Annotated in this window: 21 protein-coding genes; 9 read left to right on the top strand and 12 right to left on the bottom strand. The window is 61.4% G+C overall.

What is annotated here, in order from left to right; genetic code table 11:
* Window positions 1-29 precede the first annotated feature (29 nt).
* The 5 genes from colR to LOY31_RS23110 all read left to right on the top strand — a co-directional run bounded on the left by colR (window position 30) and on the right by LOY31_RS23110 (window position 3,756).
* Complete coding sequence (colR, locus tag LOY31_RS23130; protein WP_007953224.1) at window positions 30-713, top strand: two-component system response regulator ColR; 684 nt, start codon at window positions 30-32, stop codon at window positions 711-713.
* Window positions 703-1,977 carry a HAMP domain-containing sensor histidine kinase gene (locus LOY31_RS23125; RefSeq protein WP_221533554.1) on the top strand — a complete coding sequence of 425 codons (1,275 nt, stop codon included), beginning with the start codon at window positions 703-705 and terminating at the stop codon, window positions 1,975-1,977. Before colR ends, LOY31_RS23125 begins: the two co-directional genes overlap by 11 nt.
* A 162-nt stretch (window positions 1,978-2,139) precedes the next feature.
* On the top strand, window positions 2,140-2,808 hold the full coding sequence (locus LOY31_RS23120) for a class I SAM-dependent methyltransferase (RefSeq protein WP_258712256.1): 669 nt from the start codon (window positions 2,140-2,142) through the stop codon (window positions 2,806-2,808).
* Window positions 2,809-2,812: 4 nt separating this feature from the next.
* Window positions 2,813-3,526 carry a lipopolysaccharide kinase InaA family protein gene (locus LOY31_RS23115; RefSeq protein ID WP_085606726.1) on the top strand — a complete coding sequence of 238 codons (714 nt, stop codon included), beginning with the start codon at window positions 2,813-2,815 and terminating at the stop codon, window positions 3,524-3,526.
* A gap of 2 nt (window positions 3,527-3,528) precedes the next feature.
* Window positions 3,529-3,756: a hypothetical protein gene (locus LOY31_RS23110; protein ID WP_011335717.1), complete on the top strand. Its 228-nt coding sequence runs from the start codon at window positions 3,529-3,531 to the stop codon at window positions 3,754-3,756.
* An 84-nt stretch (window positions 3,757-3,840) separates the two neighbouring features.
* Here the strand turns inward: LOY31_RS23110 and LOY31_RS23105 are convergent, their stop codons facing one another.
* From LOY31_RS23105 to LOY31_RS23060, 10 genes are all read right to left on the bottom strand, one after another.
* Window positions 3,841-6,870, bottom strand: a complete 3,030-nt coding sequence (locus tag LOY31_RS23105; protein WP_258712255.1) for a multidrug efflux RND transporter permease subunit — start codon at window positions 6,868-6,870, stop codon at window positions 3,841-3,843.
* A 13-nt stretch (window positions 6,871-6,883) separates the two neighbouring features.
* Window positions 6,884-8,032 carry an efflux RND transporter periplasmic adaptor subunit gene (locus tag LOY31_RS23100; protein ID WP_127799667.1) on the bottom strand — a complete coding sequence of 383 codons (1,149 nt, stop codon included), beginning with the start codon at window positions 8,030-8,032 and terminating at the stop codon, window positions 6,884-6,886.
* 147 nt (window positions 8,033-8,179) lie between these two features.
* A complete protein-coding gene (locus tag LOY31_RS23095) occupies window positions 8,180-9,280 on the bottom strand; it encodes a DUF1513 domain-containing protein (protein ID WP_085606720.1) in 1,101 nt (366 codons plus the stop codon).
* A 14-nt stretch (window positions 9,281-9,294) separates the two neighbouring features.
* On the bottom strand, window positions 9,295-10,359 hold the full coding sequence (locus LOY31_RS23090; RefSeq protein ID WP_007953243.1) for an imelysin family protein: 1,065 nt from the start codon (window positions 10,357-10,359) through the stop codon (window positions 9,295-9,297).
* A 26-nt stretch (window positions 10,360-10,385) separates the two neighbouring features.
* Window positions 10,386-11,813 (bottom strand): di-heme oxidoredictase family protein, encoded by a 1,428-nt coding sequence (locus LOY31_RS23085; protein WP_085745258.1) that lies wholly within the window; start codon window positions 11,811-11,813, stop codon window positions 10,386-10,388.
* 155 nt (window positions 11,814-11,968) lie between these two features.
* Window positions 11,969-13,315 (bottom strand): imelysin family protein, encoded by a 1,347-nt coding sequence (locus LOY31_RS23080; protein ID WP_007953245.1) that lies wholly within the window; start codon window positions 13,313-13,315, stop codon window positions 11,969-11,971.
* Window positions 13,316-13,511: 196 nt separating this feature from the next.
* Window positions 13,512-15,563 carry a bifunctional diguanylate cyclase/phosphodiesterase gene (locus LOY31_RS23075; RefSeq protein WP_007953246.1) on the bottom strand — a complete coding sequence of 684 codons (2,052 nt, stop codon included), beginning with the start codon at window positions 15,561-15,563 and terminating at the stop codon, window positions 13,512-13,514.
* A gap of 356 nt (window positions 15,564-15,919) precedes the next feature.
* Window positions 15,920-16,516, bottom strand: coding sequence for a superoxide dismutase (locus LOY31_RS23070; protein WP_003227660.1), 597 nt, complete (start codon window positions 16,514-16,516; stop codon window positions 15,920-15,922).
* 175 nt (window positions 16,517-16,691) lie between these two features.
* Entirely contained in the window at window positions 16,692-17,294 is a 603-nt protein-coding gene (locus LOY31_RS23065) for a LysE/ArgO family amino acid transporter (protein WP_221533557.1), read from the bottom strand.
* 5 nt (window positions 17,295-17,299) lie between these two features.
* Entirely contained in the window at window positions 17,300-17,701 is a 402-nt protein-coding gene (locus LOY31_RS23060) for an ACT domain-containing protein (RefSeq protein WP_258712254.1), read from the bottom strand.
* Window positions 17,702-17,797: 96 nt separating this feature from the next.
* Between LOY31_RS23060 and LOY31_RS23055 the strand changes: the two genes are divergently transcribed.
* The 4 genes from LOY31_RS23055 to LOY31_RS23040 all read left to right on the top strand — a co-directional run bounded on the left by LOY31_RS23055 (window position 17,798) and on the right by LOY31_RS23040 (window position 21,703).
* Window positions 17,798-18,691 carry a LysR family transcriptional regulator ArgP gene (locus tag LOY31_RS23055; RefSeq protein WP_258712253.1) on the top strand — a complete coding sequence of 298 codons (894 nt, stop codon included), beginning with the start codon at window positions 17,798-17,800 and terminating at the stop codon, window positions 18,689-18,691.
* Window positions 18,692-18,745: 54 nt separating this feature from the next.
* A complete protein-coding gene (locus LOY31_RS23050) occupies window positions 18,746-19,738 on the top strand; it encodes an NAD(P)-dependent oxidoreductase (RefSeq protein ID WP_085684455.1) in 993 nt (330 codons plus the stop codon).
* 116 nt (window positions 19,739-19,854) lie between these two features.
* Window positions 19,855-20,730, top strand: a complete 876-nt coding sequence (locus tag LOY31_RS23045) for an ATPase (protein ID WP_085606708.1) — start codon at window positions 19,855-19,857, stop codon at window positions 20,728-20,730.
* A gap of 124 nt (window positions 20,731-20,854) precedes the next feature.
* Window positions 20,855-21,703: a cache domain-containing protein gene (locus LOY31_RS23040; protein WP_085606706.1), complete on the top strand. Its 849-nt coding sequence runs from the start codon at window positions 20,855-20,857 to the stop codon at window positions 21,701-21,703.
* Window positions 21,704-21,839: 136 nt separating this feature from the next.
* On the opposite strand, the gene LOY31_RS23035 is transcribed toward LOY31_RS23040, so the two are convergent.
* Together LOY31_RS23035 and pobA are read right to left on the bottom strand one after the other, a co-directional pair.
* Window positions 21,840-23,357: an MDR family MFS transporter gene (locus LOY31_RS23035; RefSeq protein ID WP_221533560.1), complete on the bottom strand. Its 1,518-nt coding sequence runs from the start codon at window positions 23,355-23,357 to the stop codon at window positions 21,840-21,842.
* Between the two features lie 79 nt (window positions 23,358-23,436).
* Window positions 23,437-24,621 carry a 4-hydroxybenzoate 3-monooxygenase gene (gene pobA / locus LOY31_RS23030; protein ID WP_221533580.1) on the bottom strand — a complete coding sequence of 395 codons (1,185 nt, stop codon included), beginning with the start codon at window positions 24,619-24,621 and terminating at the stop codon, window positions 23,437-23,439.
* Window positions 24,622-24,750 lie beyond the last annotated feature (129 nt).

The raw sequence follows: 24,750 nt of genomic DNA, 5'->3' as shown, positions 1-24,750 counted from the left end.
GGCCGTTACTGTGTACGTAGGAGGTGCCCATGCGAATTCTGTTGGTCGAAGACAACCGCGATATCCTGGCCAATCTGGCCGATTACCTGGGGCTCAAAGGCTATACCGTCGATTGCGCCCAGGACGGTCTGTCGGGCCTGCATCTGGCCGCCACCGAGCATTACGACCTGATCGTGCTCGACATCATGCTGCCGGGCATCGACGGCTACACTCTGTGCAAGCGCCTGCGCGAAGACGCCCGTCGCGACACGCCGGTGATCATGCTCACCGCCCGCGACCAGCTCGACGACCGCCTGCAGGGCTTCAAGTCCGGGGCCGACGATTATCTGGTCAAACCGTTCGCACTGTCGGAACTGGCAGCCCGGGTCGAAGCGGTGATGCGCCGCACCCAGGGCGGCGGTCGCCGTGCCCTGCAGGTCGGCGATCTGAGCTACGACCTCGATACCCTCGAAGTGACCCGCGAAGGCAAATTGCTCAAGCTCAACCCGGTCGGCCTCAAACTGCTGGCGGTGCTGATGCAAAAAAGCCCGCATGTTTTGCGTCGGGAAATTCTCGAAGAAGCGCTGTGGGGCGATGACTGCCCGGACAGCGACAGCCTGCGCAGCCATGTCCACCAATTGCGTCAGGTGATCGACAAACCATTCGCCAAGCCATTGCTGCACACCGTGCACGGCGTGGGTTACCGCCTGGCCGAGGGCCGCGATGGAGTTTAAGCAAAGCCTTGCCCAGCGGATCATCATCGCCTTTGCGCTGATGAGTGCGCTGGTGGCCGGGGCGTTTGCGATGGGCATCGTCGCGACCGTGCACCTGGTCGAGGAAAAACTGATTTCCGCCGGGCTGGGCGGGGATCTGCAACGCCTGCTGTTGATGGACAACGTCTCGGACTGGAGCCACCGGCCGGAGCCGGATCAGCTGTTCTACTTCAGTGGCGGGCCGGGCGACTTCGAGCTGCCCAAGGACCTGCGGCACCTGGATTCGGGTTTCCATGAAGTCTTTCGCGAGCAGCTGTCGTACCACGCGATGGTCGAGGTGGTCGACGGTCGTCGTTATGTGCTGCTGCAGGATCAAAGCGATTTCGAAGAGCGCGAGCGCGTGCTGTTCGCCGTGGTGCTGGTGGGCTTTGTGCTCAGTCTGGCGCTGGCGGTGTTCCTCGGCTGGGTTCTGGCGCGCAAGGTGATGGCTCCGGTGGTGCGGCTGGCGCGCCAGGTACGCCATCGCGACCAGTTGCTCGGGCTGGCGCCTCCGCTGGCGCCGGACTACGCGGCAGACGAGGTGGGCGAACTGGCGGTGGCGTTCGACGCTACGCTCGGGCGCCTGCGTCAGGCGCTGACGCGGGAGCGGCTGTTCACCAGCGACGTCAGCCACGAATTGCGCACGCCGCTGATGGTATTGGCCAGCTCTTGTGAACTGTTGCTGGAAAATCCGGGTATCGATCAGCGCGGCAAGGCCCAGGTTCAGCGCATTGCGCGAGCCAGTGAGGAGATGCGCGAGCTGGTGCAGACCTTCCTGATGCTCGCCCGTGCCCAGCGCGAAGACGCTGGCGCCGCGCCCCGGCACACCCTCGCGCAAGTGGCCGACAGCTTGCTCTGCCTGTGGCGCGCGCCTATCGAATCCAAGGGTTTGCAGCTGATGTTCGAACCGGGCAACCCGCCGGATACTCGTTACAACGCGACGCTGCTCAATGCCGTGATGGGTAACCTGCTGCGTAACGCCCTGCACTACACCGAACAGGGGTTTATTCGCCTGACGCTCAATGAGAACGGTTTTGTGGTTGAGGATTCGGGCGTGGGCATTCCCGAGGAAAAACGCGAAGCCATGTTCCAGCCGTTTGTGCGCGGCAACGAAAAGCGTGGCGAGGGGCTTGGATTGGGCTTGTCGCTGGTTCAGCGCATTTGTGAAAACGAAGGCTGGAGCGTCACGCTGAGCACGATGGAGCCCAATGGCTGCCGTTTCGAGGTCGATCTGGGCAAGCGCTGAAGATCAGCCGGTTGTTGAGGGTACTCCCGCCAACCTGTCTAATTCCTGTATAACCTTGAAATAGTTTGCCGATTTACATGACGTTTTTTTCACAAAGGGATGACCTGACGCTGACACACCGCTGCTTAAGGTGGCGTCATCAGTAATTCAGGAGTCCTGGTGATGGCCGGCCCGATCAAACTCGATTTTTCCGAAAAGTACGACGACAACCATGCGCAGAAATACCTGCGTAAACACCAGTACGGTCTGGGGCGTCGTTTGTCCAACTGGCGGGATCAGCAGTTGGCCCGCAAGGCGTTGACCCTCGTTGGTGAGCCGGGACTGGTGCTCGACCTGCCATGCGGCGCAGGACGTTTCTGGCCATTGCTGGCGGAAAAGCCCAATCGGGTGATCATCGGAGCGGACAACTCCGAGTCGATGATCAAGACCGCCATGCAGGCGCAACCGGCAGATGTGGTGAAACGGGTACAACCCTTGCACACGTCTGCGTTCGACATTGCCTTGCCTGATAACGCCGTCGACAGCATTTTCTGCATGCGACTGCTGCATCACATCGGCGAAGCCGAGCACCGCCGGGCGATTCTGCGTGAGTTCGAGCGTGTCACCCGGGACAGCGTGATCATTTCGCTGTGGGTGGACGGCAATTTCAAGGCCTGGAAACGCAAACGCGCCGAGCAAAAGCGTGGCCAGGAGGGTTACCAGAACCGGTTTGTGTTACCGGCCGCAACAGTTGAAAAGGAATTCGAAGAGGCAGGATTCCGGATCCAGGAACAACTGGACTTTATTCCGCTCTATGCCATGTGGCGAGTTTACGTATTACGCAAGAGGTAAGAGGATGGCAGTGCAATTTGCAGCAGAAGCGGAAGTCGCTCCCGAGGATCGCTTCGACTACTACTGGAACCAGCGTGGCGAATGGGTCGAGGAACCCAATGTGCGCCGTGGTGGCGAAAGTGGTGTGCAACGAGTCAAGGGGCGCGATGGCCAGCTGCTGTATGCCAAACGCCAGACCGGACATATCTATCGCAGCTGGCGGCATCCGTTCGGACGTCCGACCGTATTGCGCGAGCTGGATGCATTGACCGGGGTTTCACGTCTGGGTGTACGGGTGCCCGAAATTGTGTTCTGCGGTGCCCAGCCAGATCCAGAATTCAAGTGGCGTGCACTGCTGGTGACCAAATCGCTCGATGGCTTTCAGGAGCTTGAGCATTGGGAAGCCGGCGGCGGCCGCGAGCAGTATGGCGAAGCTGTCTATGAGCGCGTGCTCAAGGACCTCGCCGAAAACCTGGCGCGCATGCACAAGGGCCGTTGGCAGCACAGCTGCATCTACATCAAGCACGTGTTTGTGCGGGTGACGGGCGAAGGTGAATCGGCCAAGGTCGAAGTCGCCCTGATCGATCTGGAAAAATGCCGTCAGCGTCTGACCGCTCATCGCGCGGCCGCCCATGACATGAAGCAATTGCGCCGCCACTCGTCGTTCAGCGCGACAGACTGGAAAAAACTCGTCTACTTTTATGAGACGGCGTTTGGCAGCGCTATCAAAGGTTTATAGCGATGAAACTAGAAATTGCTCGAGGTTTGTTTCTGGTAGGAGCCTTGGCAGTTGCATCATTGGCGGTGGCGGCCTGGGAACAGCCACGCATGCAGGTGATCGGCGCCTCGGCGAGCGACCCGCATTGCCCGATGCCACGGGTGGCGAAAGCCGCCGTGGCCACACAACCCGATCATGATCTTTTACTGTTCATGTTCGGACTTTCTCAAGGGATGAGGCCGCAGAGTTGAATCGATTGAAATCTCTTTCTACAAGAGCCAAAGGCCTCGCTGATGCGAGGCCTTTTTTATTGCGTCATGGCTTTTTTTACTGCGTCATGCCTTGGGATCGGGTTTCGCCAGCACGGTGTAAACGCACGGCAGGACAAACAGCGTAAACAATGTCCCGATCGACATCCCCGTGGCAATCACCGTCCCGATGTCGAAACGGCTGACCGCCCCGGCGCCGGTAGCCACGATCAGCGGCACCATGCCGAAGACCATCGCCGCGGTGGTCATCAACACCGGGCGCAGGCGAATCGCTGCCGCTTCCTCCACCGCCTCACGGGGTGTCAGGCCCTTCTCCTTGCGTAACTGGTTGGCGAACTCGACGATCAGAATCCCGTGCTTGCTGATCAGCCCGATCAATGTCACCAGCCCGACCTGGGTGTAGATGTTCATGCTCGACCAGCCGAGGAACAGCGGAATCAGCGCTCCGCAGATCGACAACGGCACGGTCACCAGAATCACCAGTGGATCGCGGAAGCTCTCGAACTGCGCCGCCAGCACCAGGAAAATGATCGCCAGCGCTAACGCAAAGGTCACCGACAGCGCGCTGCCTTCCTGGACGAACTGCCGGGAGGCGCCGCCGTAATCGAAGGCAAACCCGGCCGGGGCCTCCTCCCGAGCGATCTGCAACACACTGTCGATAGCTTCGCCCATGCTCACCAGCGGGAACCCGGACAGCTTGGCCGCGTTGAGTTGCTGGAACTGGTTGAGCTGTCGCGGTCGTGCGCGGTCGGTCACGGTGATCAGGGTCGACAGCGGCAGCAGTTCGCCCTGGGTGTTTTTCACGTAGTAATTGTTCAGCCAGTCCGGGTTGTCGCGGTAGGCCCGTTCGACCTGTGCGATGACCTTGTAACTGCGGCCTTCGATGGTGAACCGGTTGATCTCGGCTTCGCCGAGCAAGGTCGCAAGCGTACCACCCAGATCCTGCATCGACACGCCCATCTGCGCAGCCTTGGCGCGGTCGATGTCGACCACCACTTCGGGTTTGTCGAAAGCCAGGTCGAGGTCGACGAAGGCGAACTTGCCCGACTCCATGGCGCGCTTCTTGATCCGGTCGGCCACCTGCAGCAACAACTCGTAGTCATTGGCGGTGTTGATCACGAACTCGAACGGCAGGCCTTCACCGGTGCCAGGCAGGGACGGCAGGTTGAAGCCGAAGATCTGCAGGCCCGGAATGCCCTCGAGTCTGCCCTGTACCTCGGGGAGGATTTCCATTTGCGTGCGGCTGCGCTCGTTCCACGGCTTGAGCAGGAAACCGCCGATGCCGCTCTGAACCCCGTTATAGCCGTTGATCTGGAACGAGGAGTAGTACTCCGGGAACTCCTTGAAGATCTTGATGAACTCGTCGGTGTAGGTGTTCAGGTAATCGAGGTTGGTCGGTTGCGGGGCGTTGGCCATCATGAAGATGATGCCCTGGTCCTCGTCCGGCGCCAGCTCCGACTTGGTGAACTTGAGCAGCACCGGAATCAGGCACAGCACGATCACCGCAAACACCAGCACCACCGGCCGGGTATTGAGCGTGCCGTGCAGCATGCTCTGATAGCGACGCTTGAGGCTGTCGAAAATCCGGTCTAGGCGATGGGCCAAGCCGCTGGGGTTTTCGTCATGACGCAACAACACGGCGCACATCATCGGCGACAGGGTCAGGGCGACGACGCCGGAGATCACCACCGCCCCGGCCAGGGTCAACGCAAACTCCTTGAAAAGTGCCCCCGTCAGCCCGGTCAGGAACCCGATCGGTGCGTACACCGCCGCCAGGGTGATGGTCATCGACACCACCGGCATGGCGATTTCGCGGGCGCCTTCGAGCGCGGCCTCCAGTGGTGTCTTGCCTTCCTCGATGTGCCGGTGGATGTTTTCCACCACCACAATTGCGTCGTCCACCACCAGTCCGATGGCCAGCACCATCGCCAGCAGGGTCAGCAGGTTGATCGAGTAGCCCATCATCTGCATGAAGAACATCACGCCGATCATCGACAGCGGAATGGTCACCACCGGAATCACTACCGAACGCAGCGCACCAAGGAACAGGAACACCACCACGATCACGATCAGCACCGCTTCGAACAGGGTTTTCACCACTTCGTCGATGGAGGCCTGGATGAACAGCGTGGCGTCGTAGGCGATCTCGCTCTTGAGGTTGGGCGGCAGCTGGGCTTCCAGCTCCGGCATGATCTTGCGCACTTCCTTGATCACTTCCAGCGGGTTGGCGCCGGGCGTGGCCTTGATCCCGATGTACACCGAGGGCGTGCCGCCGAACGAACTGATCGAGTTGTAGTTTTCCGCACCCATCTCGACCCGTGCCACATCGCTGAGCAACACCCGGCTGTCACCGCTGACCTTGAGCGGGATCTTGCCGAAGGCTTCGGCGGACTTCAGTTCGGTGTTGGCGTTGATGCTGGTGACCACGTACTCGCCTTTCACTTCGCCGGCGGCGGAGAGGAAGTTGTACTGGCGCACCGCGTTGGTCACGTCGCTGGCGCTGAGGCCGAAGCCGGCGAGTTTCACCGGGTCGATCCACAGGCGCATGGCGAACACCTGGTTGCCGAGAATCTCCGCCTCGGCCATGCCCGGCAGGGTCGCCAGTTTCGGCTGGATCACCCGCGACAGGTAGTCGGTGATCTGCGGGTTGTTCAGCTCCTTGCTGAAGAAGCTGATGTACATCAGCGCCGAGGCGTCGGCGGCTTCCTTGCTCAGCACCGGATCTTCGGCGTCCTGAGGCAGCTTGTTCTTCACCTCGTTGGCCTTGGCCAGCAGTTCGGTGAACAAACGGTCGCTGTTGGAGCCGATGCGCGCGTAGATCGAAATCACCGAGAAGTTCTGGCGACTGACCGAGGTCATGTAGTCGATGCCCTCGGCGCTGGCCAGGCTCTGTTGCATCGGCTGGGTGATGTAGCCCTGAATGGTTTCGGCGTTGGCCCCGGGGTACGCGGTGGTCACCGTGATCAGGGCGTTTTCCATTTGCGGATACTGGCGCAGCGGCAGCTTGCTCCAGGCCTGGAAGCCCAGCAGCACAATCAGCAGGCTGACCACGGTGGCGAGCACCGGGCGGCGGATGAACGGATCGGTAAAAGCCATGGGGTTTCCTTGATCAGTCGGCGCGGGGCGGACTGTTCTGCTCGCCGAGGGTCTTGTCGTCGCTGATGGCAATGTGGGCGCCGTTGTCCAGTTTGATCTGGCCGGCCGTCACCACCTGTTCGCCGCTCTGCACGCCCTTGTTGATCATCACCTGGCCATCGCGGCGTTCGCCGGTCTCGACGAACCGACGCTCGGCGATCAGCACAGGCTGGCCCTTGTCGTCCTTTTCGACGGAGCCGTCTTCGGCTTTCTTCTGGGTGACCACGTACGTCGAGTTGCCGTAGAGGGTGTAGGTGATCGCGCTTTCCGGGACCACGATGTGTTTCTGCGGATCCGGCAGCAGCACCTCGATGCTGGTGAACATGCCCGGCAGCAACTTGCCGTCGGGGTTGGCCAGGGTGGCGCGCACCAGAATGTTACGGGTGGTGCTTTCGACGATCGGGTTGATCGCGGTAATGGCGCCGGTGAAGCTCTGGCCGGGGTACGCCGCGACCGTGATCTGTACCGGCTGACCGATGGCCAGTTTCGGCACCGACTGTTCGGGCACGTAGAAGTCGGCGTAGAGGCTGCTCAGGTCCTGCAGGGTGGCGATCTTGGTGCCGCTGGCGAGGTAGTCGCCGATGTCCACGAGGCGGATGCCGATGGTGCCGCTGAAGGGCGCGACGATGCGCTTTTTCGCCAGCGCCGCATTGAGTTGATTGACCGTGGCCTTGTTCTTTTGCAACTGCGCCGAGAGCCGGTCGAACTCGCCTTTGGAGATGGCGCTGCTGCCGACGAGCTGGCTGCCGCGACCGTAATCCAGCTGTGCGAGGCCGAGATCGGCCTTGGCGGTTTCGAGAAAGGCGGCTTCGACGGCGCTGTCCAGTTGCAGCAAGGGCTGGCCGGCCTTGACCTTCTGCCCCGATTCGAATTTCAGCTCGGTGACGGTGCCGGCGTTCTCCAGACTCAGGTCGACGCCTTGCAGCGCCTTCAGCGTGCCGACGGTGGGCAGACGCATCTGCCACGGGCGCTCGACGGCCGTGGCCACGGCGACGCTGATCGGCGGCTTCGGCTTGGAAAAGCCCTGGATCATCGTATAGATCGAGAAGGCCTTGTAACCGGCGAGAAGCAGAACGATCAGCAGTACAACACCCAACATGATCAGCATGCGGCGACGCAGCATATTTCCAGTTCCTTGGAGAAAATCAGGCGAGACAGGCGGGCACATTACCCCGAGTCCGGCAGGGATTCCAACTGCCAGTTTTTACCGGGTGTAAGGGAAGAAGTTGGAGAAAAGCGGGGCCGCCGACCGAACGGTCGGCGGCGAATTTCAGGCCATCAGATGAAGATGGTTGTCCCAGAGCCCTGCGGGCAAATCCAGCGGTTTGGCCAGAAGATCGTCCTGACGGCAATCGTAGTAGCGGCAGCGTCCCTGACCGGAGGTCACGACGAACCCGTCTTTCACCGCACCGACGCCGGCGCAGTCAGGCAATGGGGCATCGAGGCGAACTTCGCCGCTGTCCAGATCCCAGATGAAGAAGCGGTTGCCGCGCGGTGCGGTCAGTGCCACCAGACGCAGGTCGCTGTGCACGGCGACGCTCGCGGTGTAATGACCCATCGACTGCAACTGATGGTCCGGCACCGGGAACGCCACGAACGGCTGGCCGGGACGTTTGATCGCCAGCAGCTCCGAGCGCTCATGAGACGGCCCCATGAATTGCTGGCCGGCGACGATGGTGCCGTCGCTGGCGATTCCCAGGTGGCGCACGCTGTTCATCTGCTGGGCGAGGGTTTCCTTGCTCAGCAGGGTGCCATCGCGCTGCATCAGCACCAGGCTCGGTTCCATGGCGTCGAGGTTCATGTCGACCCGGCTTTCGGCCTCGGTGCGGATACCGCCGTTGGCCACCACCAGGGTTTCTCCGTCGGGCATCCACGACACCTGATGCGGGCCGAGACCGTGGGTGGAGATCTCGCCGCTGTGCACCAGCCGTTCGCCTTCGAATTTGTACACCCCGAGCAGGCCTCGGCCCGGATCGGTGGTGTCGTTTTCGGTGGCGTACAGGTAGTCGCCGCTGTGGTGGATCACCGCATGTCCGTAGAAATGCCGGTTCGGCTGCGACGTCACGGTTTGCAGCAATGCACCGTTGCGCAGGTCGATCAGGTAGCTCTCGGTGCCCGGCCGGCGGGCGACGAACAGCGCGATCGGCAGCGTCGGGTGATTGATGATGTCGTGGCAGCGCTGGCCGACTTCCGTGGCGAACACCTGAGTGCCGTCCAGCCGATAACCGACGGCGTAATGCTTGCCGTCGGTGTCGTCCCGCGCCGACAGCAGCAGCGGGCTTTGGTCCTTGCGTTTGAACAGCGTCCAGCCGCCCAGTGTCACTGCTCCCAGCAGCAAACTACCTAAAGTCAGAGCCTGGCGTCGCAGCATGGCACGTGCCCTCATCAGTCACCGTCGTTGGCATTGAAGCCCAGTTGGATGCCCAGCGCCTTGGCCAGCTCGCCTTCGTGCAGGCGGTGGACGACGTTGAGGCTGTCGTAGATGTCGTTGAGCTGCTGGCGACCGGCGTCATCGTTGAGCATTTCGGTCAGCGAGCGCTGAGTGCTGCCGAACAGTTTGAGCGACGCCGCGTAGGCTGCATCGATCTTGTCCGCCAGCGGCTTTTGCTCAGCCGGCAGCAGGCCGCGCAGGCCTTTGTTGTCGACGCCTTCCCAGACGGTTTTGGCCGCCGCGAGGCTGGCTTCCAGCGACTCCATGGACGACTGGCTGCGCCATGCATCAGCCTGGAACGGCTGAGGCACGCCCTTGCTCTGACGGCCCATCGGCGTGCCGAGTTTTTTCTTCAGGGTGTCGAGGGCAGTGACCTGTACCCGCAGCAGATCAGCGATCGCTTCGTGGGAGTCGGCGTAGCGCTGGTTCGGGAACTTGCTCATCTGCGCGAGCATGCCGTCGGTGTTGTTCCAGCTGCTGAGAATCTCTTCGGCCAGTTGTTTCTGACGCTCGCCGATGGCCACCAGCAGTGGGCAGTACTTGGCTTTCTGCGCGTCGTTGGCCACGTCAGGCTTGGCGTCGAACAGGATGTACTCGTAAGCGGACAGGCCTTGCACCACAACGCTGGACTTGGCCAGTGCGGCGGCGTCGATCTGCGGCTGCGCGGTCACCAGTTGCTCGACCTGACGGCCGACCAGGTTTTTCTTGTCCGGCCAGAACTGCACCTGCCACGAACGATTGCCCTCGGCCAGCGGGCCGATCAGCAGCGGTTGCAGCTCGGCCCAGGCTTTCTGCGCGTGCAGGAAGTCGGCACGGGCGGTGTCCAGCGACTCTTTGCCCTGGCAGTAGGCGAGGGCGCTGACGGCCAGTTGCTTGTCGGCTTCGACCCAGCGGGTGTAGGTCGGCAGGATCACCGATTTGGCGATGGCCGCCGAGGTGACGGCTTGCGGATCCTGCGGCGAGCACGCGCCGAGGGCCAGTGCGGCAAGGCTGGTGAACAACAGCTTGGGACGGAACATGTCGGGCTCCCGATTCTTTTAAGTGTTTAAAGTGAGTTCAAGAACGCCAGCAGCGCGGCACGCTGTTCGGCGTTGAAAGACAAAACCTGTTGCTGCGCCGCCTTCGCTTCGCCGCCGTGCCAGAGCACGGCTTCGAGCAGGTTGCGGGCGCGGCCGTCATGCAGAAACTGGGTGTGGCCGCTGACGGCCTGTGTCAGGCCGATGCCCCACAGCGGCGGGGTGCGCCAGTCGCGGCCGGAGGCCTGGAATTCGGTGCGGTTGTCCGCCAGACCTTCGCCCATGTCATGCAGCAGCAGATCGCTGTACGGGCGAATCACTTGATTGGCCAGTTCAGGTTCGGCCGCGTTGGCGGCGGTGGTGTATTTCGGTGTGTGGCAGGACTGGCAGCCAGCCTGGAAAAACAGATTCTTGCCGGCCAGCACCTGCGCATCGTTGACCCCACGGCGGGCGGGAACGGCGAGGTTGCGGCTGTAGAACAGCACCAGGCGCAGGATGTTGTCGCTGACTTCAGGTTCGCCGTCCGGGCCGTTGCCGTTCGGCGCCTGTTTGCAGGCGGTTTGCGCGTCGGTGCAGTCATCAAACGGTCTCAGGCTGGTGGTGAGGCCCATATCACCAGAAAACGCGTGAACATTTTGTTGATTGAGGTTCGGTTGGCCGGCTTTCCAGCCAAATCGGCCCATGACGGTCTTTTGCTGCTCATCGTCCCAGACCCGGTTTGGCCGGCCGTTGATGCCGTTGTTCTCTTTGGCCTGCGCGGCGGCGTTGGCGAGGATCGCTTCTTCCGGGATCGCTTCGAGCAGGCCCAGGCCGATCATCGGCGGCGCAACGCGAGCCGAGAAACGTGTGTCCGGGTGCATCGGGCCGTAGCCGAGCTGGGTGATCTGCAAGACCGGTTTGCGCAGCTCGACCTCGGTGCCGTCCTTGAAGCGGACCGGTACTGGCGTGTAATCGACCCGCACCTTGCCTTCCGGCGCGACGCCGGGGACGGCCATGTCCTGGAACTGGCCACCGTAGACCGGCTCGGGCACCACGCCCACTTGCTCAATGACCTTGGCATAGGCCGGCGCATCGGGAATCGACAGGCGCACCAGCATCGACACCGCGTTGGCCGCGTCCGGAGTCGGTGGATGGCCGCGGCCGTCCTTGATGTGGCAGTTCTGGCAGGCGTTGGTGTTGAACAGCGGACCGAGGCCATCGCGTGCGGTGGTGGTCGACGGCGCGATCACCCACGGGCTGCGAAAGAAACTGTTGCCGACGCTGAAGTCCACCCGCCGCGACGGTGGCAGATTGGCGGACGGCAGGGAAAACGCGTTCTGATCGCTCTTGCGCACGGTCGCCGCGCCGCCGGAACGGGCCTCACCCGGCTCGGCCTTGGTGAAACGCGGGGCGTCATCGCAGGCACTCAGGCCCAGGGCCAGAAACAGTGCGGACAAGCGAAGAGGCAGCGAGGGCATCAGACATCCTGCAAGAGGGGCGAATTTAAAGGCGCAAAGTCTAACAGGGCGAGGGGGTTTGAATAAGAGGAATTATCGTTTGCTTGATGCACGTCAGGTCAGCCAGAACGAAAAAGGCGACCCGAAGGTCGCCTTTTTTAACGCGGACGCTGTGATCAGAACTCGTGATCGGCGTTGTCCGGGTTCAGGTCGCTGATGCCCAGTTTGCCGGCAGCGGCTTCGATCGAACCGGTCTGCTTGACCAGCGAAGCGATGGCGTCACGGACGATCTGGTTGCCGGCGGTGTTGCCGGCCGCGATCAACTGGTCGTAGTGCTCACCCTTGTTGGCGTGATCGACCATGACCTGGATCTTGGCTTCGGTGGCGGCCAGATCGGCTTTCAGCGCGGTGTCGGCAGCCGGATCAACCTTGGCCACCAGCGACGACAGGCTGGCGCCGGTCATTTTGGTGCCGTCGACGCGGGTGTACTCGCCCAGGTAAACGTTACGAATGCCCTTGGCATCGTAGAAGTGCGAGTTGTGGGTGTTGTCGCTGAAGCAATCCTGTTCGTCTTCCGGGGAGTTCGCCTCCAGGGACACCTTCATGCGCTCGCCGGCCAGTTCGCCCAGGGACAGGCTGCCCATGCCGAACAGCATTTTGCGCAGGCCGCTTTCAGCCGGTTCGGCTTCCAGGGTGGCGCGATAGTTGTCGGCCACGTTCGGCTTCCAGTTACCGACCATTTCTTCCAGGTCGCTGACCAGCAGCTGGGTCACGGCTTTCAGGTAGGCACGACGACGATCGTTGTGACCGCCGGTGGCGCCGGCGCCTTCCAGGTAGTCCGACGCAGGACGGTTGCCGGCGCCAGGGCCGGTGCCGTTCAGGTCCTGGCCCCAGAGCAGGAATTCGATGGCGTGGTAGCCGGTGGCAACGTTGGCTTCGGAGCCGCCCAGCTCGTTCAGGCTGGCGAGTTTTTCCGGGGTGATGTCCTTGACGTCGACCTTGTCTTCGCCGACCTGTACTTCGGTGTTGGCGATGATGTTGGCGGTGGCGCCGGGGTTGCCCAGTGCGTGTTCGTAGGACTTGTCGACGTAGTCGATCAGGCCTTCGTCCAGAGGCCAGGCGTTCACCTGACCTTCCCAGTCGTCGATGATGGTGTTGCCGAAGCGGAACACTTCGCTCTGCAGGTAAGGAACGCGAGCGGCAACCCAGGCAGCCTTGGCGGCTTTCAGGGTGTCGGCGTTCGGCTTGGCGAGGAACGCGTCGATGGCGGTTTGCAGGGTTTTCGCGGTGGATTCGGCATCGCTGTAAACGGCGAAGACCATGTCGGCGTAGTGCGAGACAACGGCTTTGCCGGCGGCCTCGTCGACTTTACCGGCAGCAGCAGGCGCAGCCGGTGCAGCGGTGCTCGCAGCCGGAGTCGGCGCAGGAGCGGCGGCCTTTTCTTTGTCTTTACCTTCGCCGCAACCGGCGAGGGAAATAGCGATGGCCAGCAGACTGGCGGTAGCCAGAGGCATACGAATCATGGCGAACATCCTGCTTCGGTAATTGAGTGGACAGGCGCGGGGGTGCGCAAAAGCTGCGACATAATGCAAATCTTTCGCATTATGTGTAAAGGGTTGTAGCTGGAAATATTTCCTATTTGCGTGGGGGTTGCGCTGGATCAACAGCGTAGACCACGCCCGGCGGATCAAGGGTTTTGCCGGGCTTCGCAGGGAGACTTCAGAGGATGGCCGCGTTGCTGCGCTGGGCCTGCTTGAGATAAACGCTCAGCTCGCGCGCCGGCAGCGGTTTGCTGTAGTGGTAACCCTGACCTTCGTGGCAGCCTTCGGAGATGATGTAGGTTTCCTGTTCGGCGGTTTCCACGCCCTCGGCGATCACCTGCATGCCCAGGCTCTTGCCCAGTTGAATGATGGCGCGAACGATGGTCGCGTCATCGTCGTCATCCAGCAGGTCCTGGACGAAGCTCTTGTCGATCTTGATCTTGTCCAGCGGCAGACTCTTGAGATAGCTCAGTGAGGAGTAGCCGGTGCCGAAGTCGTCAATGGCGATCAAGGCGCCGGAGCGGCGCAGGCTCAGCAGGTGCTGGGCGGCGGTGCTGATGTCTTCCATCAGGCCGGTTTCGGTGACTTCCAGCTCCAGGCTCCGCGGTGGCAGGCGGTACATCTGCAACAGATTGTTGACCACCCGTGGCAGCTCGGCGTGGTGCAGTTGCACGGTGGACAGGTTGACCGCCATGCGCAGGTCGACGAAGCCCTGATCGTGCCAGTCGCGCAGTTGCTTGCAGGCCTGATCCAGCACCCATTCGCCGATGGCGATGATGGTGCCGTTCTGCTCGGCCAGCGGGATGAACAGGTCCGGCGGCACCAGACCGTGTTCCGGATGTTGCCAGCGGATCAATGCTTCGACCCCGACTACACGGTGATCGCGGTAGCTGATCTGCGGCTGATAGACGAGGTAGAACTGATCGCGCAGCAAGGCATCGCGCAGGTCTTTTTCCAGTTCGCGACGGCGGCGCATCTCGCTGTCGACGCTGGCGATGTAGAACTGATAGCGGTTGCGCGAGCGGGTCTTGGCCAGGGTCATGGTCTGCTCGGCTTTCTGCAACAGCTTCTCGGTGCTGTCGCCGTCCTCCGGGAACAGGGTGATGCCGATGGTCGCGCGCAGGCGGATTTCCTGATGATCGAGGGCGAACGGCGCTTCCAGGTCATCGAGAATGCTTTGCGCCAGTTCCGCCGCTTCGTAAGGCTGTTCGATATCGGCCTGCACCAGCGCGAACTGGTCGCCGCCGAGACGGGCGAGGGCGCCGAGGCGACCGCTGTGGGCGCGTAGCCGGTCAGCCAGGGCCAGCAACAACTGGTCGCCGGTCTGGTAGCTGAATTGTTCGTTGATGCCTTTGAAGTCATCCAGTCCGACACACAACACCGCAACCCGACGCTGCAGCTTGCCGGCATCCACCAGGATCTTGTCCAGTTGCTGCTGCAATTGCTGGCGGTTCGGCAGGCCGGTGAGGAAGTCGTACTGGGCCATGCGCAACAGACTGTTTTCCGCCTCGTGGCGCAGGTGGGTGTTGCGTTCGATGGATTCGAGCAACTGGTTGGCGGTGTTGATCCAGATACCCAGTTCGTTTTTCTCGTGGCCCTTGAGCTGCGGAATCTTGTGTTCGCTGGGGCGGTCCGGGTTGATCTCGGTGAGGTGTTCGATGATCCGCGACAGCGGTTTGGTCAACAGCCAGTGATAGACCAGGTACAGCACCAGACCCATGGCCAAGGCACGCAACACGCCGGAAATGAAGATGATCACCGAGCTGACAATGAAACCCTGACCGTAGGTGGCGGTGTCGAGGGTGATGCTCAGGTCGCCGTAATATTCGCTGTAGGGGCCACGTCCCACCAGTTGGGTGGTGAAGGTGCGTTCCTGGCCAAGAATCAGGTCGGTCAGCCAGCGGCTGTTGGAATGCTGCAGCTCACGCGACTTTTGCGCGAGCATCGCTTCGTTGGGATGGCCGATGGAGGCCTGGCGCACGGCGTCGTCCTGGAACAGGCCTTCGATCACCTGCATGCCCATCTCCCGGTCCAGGCTGTAGACCGCCTGGGTAGAGGGATCGCGGAACATGTCGAGGATGCGTTCGGCATCGCCGGCGACGGCCTGGCGTGTTTTATAGGCATCGAAAACGATCTGCGCGCAGCTCAAGACCACGCCGACGATCAATGCCGACAGGAGCACGACCCGGAGCAACTTCACCGACAAGCTGTTCTTGAGTTCCAGCTTCAAAGGGTTATTCCTTGTTCCGTGCGGGTAGCGTCAAGTTGCCATGAGTATTGGCAATCCCGTGTTGGCAGTCAAAGGGACAATCGAGCCGCGGAAAATTTGTCCGTGGCCTTGGCCGAAATGCTGCTGTCTGGAGTATTTGCCCTATTTGTACTGTGTCGGTAGTTTCGGTCTCCAACTTGAGGGGCGTCGGACAATTTTTCCTCTTTTGATGGTAGTTCGCCGTGGCTTGGGAGCAAGGCGAGAAGGGCTGCTTTACGTGTGGGAAAAGGCCCTGTTTGTGATGCGACTCACCCATGATGATTTCTGCGGGCAGAAAAAAACCCGGCAATGGCCGGGTTTTTTGTCTGGCGTGCAGCTTAAGCGGTGAAGGTCTTGCCTTCGAACTGCTCGGCCACGAACTTCCAGTTGACCAGGTTCCAGAACGCCTCGACGTATTTTGGACGCAGGTTACGGTAGTCGATGTAGTAAGCGTGTTCCCACACGTCGCAGGTCAGCAGCGGGGTGTCGCCGCTGGTCAGCGGGTTGCCGGCGCCGATGGTGCTGGCCAGAGCCAGGGAACCGTCAGCCTTTTTCACCAGCCAGCCCCAGCCGGAACCGAAGGTGCCGATCGAGGTTTTGCTGAACTCTTCCTTGAACTTGTCGAACGAACCGAAAGCCGCGTTGATGGCTTCAGCCAGTGCGCCGGTTGGTTGACCGCCGGCGTTTGGCGCCAGGCAGTTCCAGTAGAAGGTGTGGTTCCAGACCTGAGCGGCGTTGTTGAAGATGCCGCCCGAGGAAGTCTTGACGATTTCTTCCAGGGTCTTGCCTTCGAACTCGGTGCCTGGCACCAGGTTGTTCAGGTTCACGACGTAGGTGTTGTGGTGCTTGTCGTGGTGGAATTCCAGGGTTTCCTTGGAAATGTGCGGCTGCAGGGCATCGTGTGCGTAAGGCAGCGGCGGCAATTCGAAAGCCATGATGATTCTCCTAATCAGGTCTGTTGCGGTGAGCGCAAGGCCGATCACGGGCGGCCAGAAATGCACCGGCGAGTTTTTACTCTTTGCGGCGCAGGGTTCGGATCATAGCACCGGGGGTGCGGCTTAACCACGCAACAACTGTGTGGGATAGAGGTTCCAGAGCTGTTTGGAATAATCACGAAGCCAGAATGAGCTGACCCGCCACCGTGAACATCATCACCGCGACCAACAGATCGAGAATCCGCCACGTACTCGGCCGCGCCAGCCACGGTGCGAGCCATGCCGCGCCGAACGCCAGGGTGAAGAACCACAGCAGCGAAGCACTCGCCGCGCCAATCACATAAGCGCCGGGCACCGACTGTTGCGCGCCGAGAGAACCGATCAGCAAAACGGTGTCGAGATAGACGTGCGGGTTGAGCAGCGTCACCGCCAGTGCGCTGAGCATCACCGCCCGCAGCGAACGTACGGTCTGGTTTTCACCCTGCTGCAAACTCTGTTTCGAGAAGGCCCGGCGCAACGCCTGGCTGCCGTACCAGATCAGAAACACCGCGCCGCCCCAGCGGGCAACTGCCAGCAACGTAGGGTTCTGCGCCAGCACCGTGGCCAGACCGAACACACCTGCCGCCACCAGCAACGCATCACAGGCAACGCACAGCGCCGCGACCGGCAGGTGATGTTCACGCCGCAGGCTCTGCGCCAGGACAAAGGCATTCTGGGTGCCGATCGCCATGATCAGCCCGAACGCCACCAGCAAACCGTTGGTATAGCTTTGCCACATGACGGTTACTCCGCGTTGGCTGCGAGATCGCGCAGCACTTGCATGGCGCGTTCGGCGTCGGCCTGACCGACGAACAAATGGTCGTGGTAATAACCGGCAATCACGTTGCAGCTGATCCCGGCCTTGCCCAGTGCGGTGGCGAATGCTGCGGTCAGGCCGACGGCTTCCAGCGCCGAATGAACGTTCAAGGTGATCCAGGCCGCGACGTAGTCGAAGCTGAAACCGGCGCGCTCGGCGTGGGACCGTTCGAGAATCACCGTCAGGCCTTCCTGTTCACGGAAACTGCCTACAACTTCCAGGCCGCTCGGCAACTGGCGATCGCGCAAGGTGCAGAAGACGTATTCGCCGGCATTGAGCTGCGGGCTCATGCTGCGCAGCAGGGTGGTCAACGAGGTTTCGCCAGCCATGGGGGTGGTCCTTGATAAAGAGTGCTTGCTGGCTATTCTCCCGGTTGACGCTGTATAAGAATAACAAATAGTGCTGATCGCTCATTAGGAAAACTGATGTTCGACTACAAATTGCTTTCCGCTCTGGCCGCTGTGGTCGAGCAGGCCGGATTCGAACGGGCGGCGCAGGTGCTGGGCCTTTCGCAATCGGCGATCTCCCAGCGGATCAAATTGCTGGAAGCGCGGGTCGGCCAGCCGGTTCTGGTGCGTGGCACGCCGCCGTCGCCTACCGAAATTGGCCGGCGCCTGCTCAACCATGTGCAGCAGGTGCGCCTGCTTGAGCGGGATTTGCAGACGCTGGTGCCGGCGCTGGACGAGGAAGGCCTGCCGGAGCGCCTGCGTATCGCCCTGAATGCCGACAGCCTCGCCACCTGGTGGGCCGAGGCGGTGGGCGATTTCTGCGCCGAACAACATCTATTGCTGGATCTGATCGTCGAAGACCAGACCGTCGGCCTCAAACGCATGCGCGCCGGTGAAGTGGCCGGTTGCCTGTGCGCCAGTGAGCGACCGGTGGCAGGCGCGCGCAGCGTGTTGCTCGGAGCGATGCGCTATCGGGCGCTGGCCAGTCCGGCGTTCATCGAGCGGCATTTTCCCGATGGCGTGCGGGCCGAACAATTGCCGCGCACCCCGGCGCTGGTATTTGGCCCGGACGACTTTCTGCAGCATCGATACCTCGCGTCCCTCGGCGTCGATGGCGGTTTCGAACATCACCTGTGCCCGTCATCCGAAGGTTTTATCCGCCTGACCGAAGTCGGGCTCGGCTGGGGACTGGTGCCGGAATTGCAGGTGCGCGAGCAACTGGAGCGCGGCGTACTGCGCGAACTGTTGCCAGATAAACCGATCGACGTGCCCTTGTACTGGCATCATTGGCGCAATGGCGGTCAGTTGCTCGGGCTGTTGACCGAGCAATTGGTGCGCTCGTCGGCGCAATGGCTGGTGCCGTTGGACTGACGGCCAGCGTCAAGACTCACGAATCAGGCAAAACGAAAGACAGCGGAGCTCTACATGAAAATTCTGGTCACCGGCGCAAGCGGCTTCATTGGCGGACGCTTTGCGCGTTTCGCCCTGGAGCAGGGCCTGGACGTGCGGGTCAACGGTCGCCGGGCCGAGGGTGTCGAGCATCTGGTGCGTCGCGGCGCCGAGTTCGTTCAAGGCGATTTGAGCGATCCGGATCTGGTGCGTGCGCTGTGCAGCGATGTCGAAGCCGTGGTGCATTGCGCCGGTGCGGTCGGCTTGTGGGGCCGGTATCAGGACTTCCATCAGGGCAACGTCCAGGTCACCGAAAACGTGGTCGAGGCCTGCCTGAAACAACGGGTTCGGCGGCTGGTGCATCTGTCGTCGCCCTCGATCTACTTTGACGGTCGCGACCACCTCGGCCTGACCGAAGAACAAGTGCCCAAGCGCTTCAAGCATCACTACGCCGCGACCAAATACCTGGCCGAGCAAAAGGTCTTCGGCGCCCAGGAATTCGGTCTCGAAACCCTCGCCCTGCGCCCGCGTTTCGTCACCGGCGCCGGCGACATGAGCATCTTCCCGCGCTTGCTGAACATGCAGCGCAAGGGCCGTCTGGCGATCATCGGCAACGGTCTGAACAAGGTCGATTTCACCAGCGTGCACAACCTCAACGAAGCGTTGCTCAGCAGTCTGCTGGCCGACGCCTCCGCACTGGGCAAGGCCTACAACATCAGCAACGGCGCCCCGGTGCCGCTGTGGGATGTGGTCAATTACGTGATGCGCAAGATGGAAGTCCCACAGGTCACCAAGTACCGTTCCTATGGTCTGGCCTACAGCGTGGCGGCGCTTAACGAAGGTGTGTGCAAGCTCTGGCCCGGGCGTCCCGAGCCGACCCTGTCGCGCCTGGGCATGCAGGTGATGAACAAAAATTTCACCCTCGACATCAGTCGCGCCCGGCATTATCTGGACTACGATCCGAAAGTCAGTCTGTGGACGGCCCTCGATGAGTTCTGTGGCTGGTGGAAGGCCCAGGACATTCGTTGATACGAATCTGCCGGCCGGCACTGAACCGCGCCACGGCTTGAGGGTCAACCCCAGCGGCCGCGGGGTTTATACTTCGCCCCAATCTGCCATCACCGCGTTTCACAAAGGTTGCCTCAATGTCCATGCGTAACGATGCCCACGACGATTTCGACGATGTACCGAGCCTGCGCGCCGATACCCTCGATGACGACGATTTTCCGGCCACCGCCCGCACCACCTTGCATTCGCGCACGCCGCCGGTGGTCAAGGTCAAAGCCGCCAGCACCGGGCCGTTGTGGGCACTGGTCGGCGCATTGTTCTTCGCCTTCATCGGTCTGGCCTGGTGGAGCTTCCAGCAGATTTCGCTGATGGAGCAGCAACTGGTGGCGACCCAGGAAAGTTTCGCGCGCATCAGTGAGGAAGCAGCGGGGCGCTTGCAGGACATTTCCGGCAAGGTCGTGGCCAGCCAGACCAACGTCACCACCGACAGCGAAGCCCTGAAGCTGCAGATCAAACAGCTGCAAAGCGCGCTTCAGGATCAGAGCAAACAGCAGCAGGGCGTGGCCGGGCAGGCGACGGATCTGGACAAGCGCCTGGCGCAGATGACCGCCCAGACCACCGAACAACAGAACGCCAACACCCAGTTGCAAGCCCAGGTCAAAGCCCTGAGCGCCGAACTGGCCACGCTGAAAAGCACCCCGGCCGACACCAGCAAGCTTGACGCCCAGCTCAAGAGCTTCGATGCACAGGTGAAGGGTTTCGATGCGCAGTTCAAGAGCCTCGGTGCCGACATCACGGCCCTGAAGAAACAAAGTGGGTCGAACCCTGCAATCGATCGTCTGGAGCAGGAAATCGTCATCCTCAAAAGCGAGCAGGACAACCGTCCGGCCGCTGCGCAGGGCGGCACCAACACTGCCGAGTTCGATGCCTTCCGTGGGCAGATGACCCGCAACATCAACACCCTGCAAGCGCAGATCCAGAACCTGCAGCAGCAACTCAACGCCCGTCCGTAAGCCTCTTGTGTGGCGAGGGAATGAACGCCCTCGCCACAGCAACATTCAGAAGCTTTCTGAATATCCATACATGCCTTCAGGCCGTCTACGCTCTTGAAACACCAACAAGAACGAGGGATGCGTCATGGGGTTTGTGCACAAGCTGGCCTGGCTCGGCGCGGTGCTGCTGTTGAGTTTCGGTCAGGCCAACGCGGCCACCACGGAAAAAGACGACAGCAAGGCCGCCATCGCCTTGCTGGAAAAGGCTCTGGCCTATTACCACGACAACGGCGACAAGGCGTTCGCGGCGTTCAGCCGACAGGGCGAATTCGTCGACAAGGACCGTTACGTGTTCGTGGTCGACACCAAGGGCGTGATGCTCGCCAGCGGTGGGCCGTCGTCGGCATTGATCGGTCGCGACGTCAGCGAAGTCCTCGGGCCGGACTTGCAGAAGTCCTTCAAGGACGCCTTGAAAGTGCCGGAAGGCAACGGCATCCAGCAGGCCGAATACCGCTGGCAGAACTGGTCCGACGGCAAGGTCGAGCGCAAGCACGTTTACTATCAACGCATCGGTCAGCGGATTCTGGCGGTGGGTTATTACCTGCCGCGTGCGTCGGCAGAACAGGCGAAAGCGTTGCTCGACAAAGCGGCCACCGATTTGACCAAGGACGAGAAGGGCACGCTGTCCGCAATCAACTCGCTCAAGGGTGGTTACCTGCAGGACGACCTGTATGTGTTCGTGGTCAATCTCGACAACCGGCGCTACGTCGCCCACGGCACCAACCTGCGGTTGATCAACACCGATTTCGCCAAGGTCGATGACCCGGAAGGCAAACCGGTGGGCGAACCGATTCTGGCGCTGATCGGCAAACAGGATGAGGGCGAGTACGAGTACCGCTGGAAAAACCCGGTGACCGGCAAGGTCGAGGACAAGCATGCCTACCTGAAGAAGGTCGGGAACATGCTGGTGGCGGTCGGTTATTACAGTGCTTGATTGCACTTCCCCTGTGGGAGCGAGCTTGCTCGCGATAGCAATGTAGCAGTGACGCAAATGTCGACTGATCAACCGCAATCGCGAGCAAGTCGAGTCGTCGCACCGTCGCTCCCACAGGTCATACGGTGTTCTACAGTCAGCGGGCGCCGTGTTCACGGCCCCGCAGCAACCGGTTCGGCATCGCAATCGCCGCCGCCAGCCCGAGCAGCGACACCGCCGCGCTGACCATCAGCAAATGCCGGAACGTCACCAGCAGTTCGGCACGCAAGGCATTCTTCGCATCGCCGGGCGCCGCGTTCAGGCCATCGAGCAGCACGTTACCGGAATGCCCTTCGCTCATCAGCGAGCTGCCGGCCAGGTGGGCGAAACTGGAATCCTGCAACAATGCCAGCAACAGCGCCGACATCAATGCCACGCCCACCGCGCCGCCCAGGGAGCGGAACAGGTTGGTGGTGCTGGTGGCGACGCCGATGTCCTTTTGCTCCACCGAATTCTGCGTACCGACCAGCGAGGTCGGGAACTGCATGCCACCGGCGATCCCGCTGAGCAGCATGAACAGGCTGCTGAGCAACGTCGCATCCGGCGGGCTGAAGGCCATGCCGAGGATCGAGATCGGCATCAGCAGCGCGCCGGTCAGAATCTGCGGTTTGTAGCGTCCGGTGATCGAGGTGCGACGTCCGGCGAAATACGCGCCGATCGGCAAACCCATCGCCAACGGCAGCAGGTGCAGTGCGGCGCTGTCGGCGCCAGCACCGGTTACGCTCTGGAAGCGCAGAGGCATCAGCACAATCAACGAAATCGCCTGGAAGCTGCAAAAGAAAATCGTGCACCAGCACAGCAGGGCGCTGCGGTTGGTGAACAGGTGCATCGGCAGCAACGGCTCCCGGGCGCGCCGCTCATGCCAGACGAACACCGCCAAAACCGCCACCGCGCAAGCGAACAGCCCGAGCACTTCGCTGCTGCGCCACGCGTAACCCTGGCCGACCTGAGTGATCGCCAACAACAGCGCCGTCAGACCGATGATCATTAGCAGCGTGCCGAGGTAGTCGATGATTGGTTTGCGCTGGGGAATCGGCAGGCCGATCAGGTTGCGTCGCGCCACCCAGTAAGCGCCAAGGCCCAACGGCAGGTTGATCAGGAACACCCAGCGCCATGACAGGTACTCGGTCATGTAACCGCCGAGCACCGGGCCGGCGACGCTGGCCACCGCGTACATGCTGCTGAAATAACCCTGATAACGCCCGCGTTCGCGAGGCGGCACGATATCGCCGATGATCGCCTGGCTCACCGAAATCATCCCGCCGGCACCGATGCCCTGGAAAATCCGCGCCAGCACCAGTTGCTCCATGCTCTGGGCCATGCCGCAGAACAGCGAGGCGAGGGTGAACAGACCCATGCCGAACAGCATCAGTTTGCGCCGCCCGTACAGGTCACCGAGCTTGCCGTAGATCGGCACCGCCACGGTCATCGCCACCATGTAGCCGGAAATCACCCAGGCCAGCAGGCTGACGTCCTTGAACTGGGCGGAGATGGCCGGCATGGAAACGGCGACGATGGTCTGGTCCAGCGCACCGAGAAAGATCGCCATCATCAGCGCGACCAGCACGCTGCGAATGGCCGGTTTGGGCGTTTCGGGATGGTTGAGATTGGTCACGGGCAAAACCTGCGGGCAGTGAGTGTCCCGCAGATCGCCAGGCGAGCGGGGATGCTCGCCAGTGTAAGTCGGTAGCAGGCTATTCGATAGCCTCATAAGGAAGCCCGACGTAATTTTCTGCAATGGTTTTTTGCCCCGCCTCTGAGCTGACAAAGTAGTCCAGTTCCGAAGCGCAGATCCGCTGGCTGAAATCATCATGCTCGTCGAAGCGGTGCAGCATCGAGGTCATCCACCAGGAAAACCGCTCGGCTTTCCACACCCGGCGCAGGCAGATCTCCGAGTATTTTTCCAGCAACTCGGTGCGACCTTCGCGGTAGACCTTCAGCAAAATCCTGAACAGCGTGCTGACATCGCTGGCCGCCAGATTCAGACCTTTGGCACCGGTCGGCGGAACAATGTGCGCCGCATCCCCGACCAGAAACATCCGCCCGTACTGCATCGGCTCGACCACAAAACTGCGCAGCGGCGCGATGCTCTTTTCAATCGACGGACCGGTCACCAGTTTCTGCGCCAGATCCTCCGGCAGACGATTGCGCAGTTCATCCCAGAAACGCTGATCCGACCAGTCATCGACGTTTTCTTCGGCCGGCACTTGCAGGTAATAACGGGTGCGAGTCGCCGACCGCATGCTGCACAGGGCGAAGCCGCGTTCGTGGCGGGCGTAGACCAGTTCATCGTGAATCGGTGGAGTATCGGCGAGAATCCCCAGCCAGCCAAACGGATAAACCCGTTCGAAGACTTTCAGGCAATCCTCGGGAATCGACTGCCGGGCCACGCCGTGGAAACCGTCGCAACCGGCGATGTAGTCACAATCGACACGCCAGGTTTCGCCGTCCTTTTCGAAGGTGACATAAGCTTCGTCGCTTTTCATGTCACAGGGAACGACATGGCTGGCTTCGTAAATTGTCTGCCCACCGGTCTCCCGACGAGCGGCCATCAGGTCGCGAGTGACCTCGGTCTGGCCGTAGACCGTCACGGTTTTTCCACCGGTCAGGGCTTGCAGATCGATGTGGATCCGGCGCCCGTCGAGGGCCAGTTCGAAACCACCGTGCACCAGCCCTTCGGCATCCATCCGCTGACCTACGCCAGCCTCGCGCAACAGCTCTACCATGCCTTGTTCAAGCACGCCGGCGCGGATTCGGCCGAGCACATAGTCAGGTGTCTGGCGCTCCAGAATCAGGGTGTCGATGCCGGCGTTGTGCAACAGTTGGCCGAGCAATAATCCGGACGGACCGGCGCCGATGATGGCGACTTGGGTTTTCAGCGTTTTCATTGTTTTTATGACTCGCAAGCTTCACGCGACAACGGCCGGTGAATGATTTTCAGGATTCGAGTGCTTGCATTTTTCCCTTGCGGGTCTGTCAATTGAAGGTGAAAACTGAGCCGATACCTG

Origin of the sequence: Pseudomonas sp. B21-021, assembly GCF_024749205.1 — a bacterium.
Lineage (GTDB): Bacteria > Pseudomonadota > Gammaproteobacteria > Pseudomonadales > Pseudomonadaceae > Aquipseudomonas > Aquipseudomonas paraglycinae.
This window is presented reverse-complemented; position numbering and strand designations above follow the sequence as displayed.

What these genes read in the sequence shown, in the direction of transcription:
- colR (WP_007953224.1), top strand. Translation starts at nt 30, where the DNA reads ATGCGAATTCTGTTGGTCGAAGACAACCGCGATATCCTGGCCAATCTG.
- LOY31_RS23125 (WP_221533554.1), top strand. Translation starts at nt 703, where the DNA reads ATGGAGTTTAAGCAAAGCCTTGCCCAGCGGATCATCATCGCCTTTGCG.
- LOY31_RS23120 (WP_258712256.1), top strand. Translation starts at nt 2,140, where the DNA reads ATGGCCGGCCCGATCAAACTCGATTTTTCCGAAAAGTACGACGACAAC.
- LOY31_RS23115 (WP_085606726.1), top strand. Translation starts at nt 2,813, where the DNA reads ATGGCAGTGCAATTTGCAGCAGAAGCGGAAGTCGCTCCCGAGGATCGC.
- LOY31_RS23110 (WP_011335717.1), top strand. Translation starts at nt 3,529, where the DNA reads ATGAAACTAGAAATTGCTCGAGGTTTGTTTCTGGTAGGAGCCTTGGCA.
- LOY31_RS23105 (WP_258712255.1), bottom strand. Translation starts at nt 6,870, where the DNA reads ATGGCTTTTACCGATCCGTTCATCCGCCGCCCGGTGCTCGCCACCGTG.
- LOY31_RS23100 (WP_127799667.1), bottom strand. Translation starts at nt 8,032, where the DNA reads ATGCTGCGTCGCCGCATGCTGATCATGTTGGGTGTTGTACTGCTGATC.
- LOY31_RS23095 (WP_085606720.1), bottom strand. Translation starts at nt 9,280, where the DNA reads ATGCTGCGACGCCAGGCTCTGACTTTAGGTAGTTTGCTGCTGGGAGCA.
- LOY31_RS23090 (WP_007953243.1), bottom strand. Translation starts at nt 10,359, where the DNA reads ATGTTCCGTCCCAAGCTGTTGTTCACCAGCCTTGCCGCACTGGCCCTC.
- LOY31_RS23085 (WP_085745258.1), bottom strand. Translation starts at nt 11,813, where the DNA reads ATGCCCTCGCTGCCTCTTCGCTTGTCCGCACTGTTTCTGGCCCTGGGC.
- LOY31_RS23080 (WP_007953245.1), bottom strand. Translation starts at nt 13,315, where the DNA reads ATGATTCGTATGCCTCTGGCTACCGCCAGTCTGCTGGCCATCGCTATT.
- LOY31_RS23070 (WP_003227660.1), bottom strand. Translation starts at nt 16,516, where the DNA reads ATGGCTTTCGAATTGCCGCCGCTGCCTTACGCACACGATGCCCTGCAG.
- LOY31_RS23065 (WP_221533557.1), bottom strand. Translation starts at nt 17,294, where the DNA reads ATGTGGCAAAGCTATACCAACGGTTTGCTGGTGGCGTTCGGGCTGATC.
- LOY31_RS23060 (WP_258712254.1), bottom strand. Translation starts at nt 17,701, where the DNA reads ATGGCTGGCGAAACCTCGTTGACCACCCTGCTGCGCAGCATGAGCCCG.
- LOY31_RS23055 (WP_258712253.1), top strand. Translation starts at nt 17,798, where the DNA reads ATGTTCGACTACAAATTGCTTTCCGCTCTGGCCGCTGTGGTCGAGCAG.
- LOY31_RS23050 (WP_085684455.1), top strand. Translation starts at nt 18,746, where the DNA reads ATGAAAATTCTGGTCACCGGCGCAAGCGGCTTCATTGGCGGACGCTTT.
- LOY31_RS23045 (WP_085606708.1), top strand. Translation starts at nt 19,855, where the DNA reads ATGTCCATGCGTAACGATGCCCACGACGATTTCGACGATGTACCGAGC.
- LOY31_RS23040 (WP_085606706.1), top strand. Translation starts at nt 20,855, where the DNA reads ATGGGGTTTGTGCACAAGCTGGCCTGGCTCGGCGCGGTGCTGCTGTTG.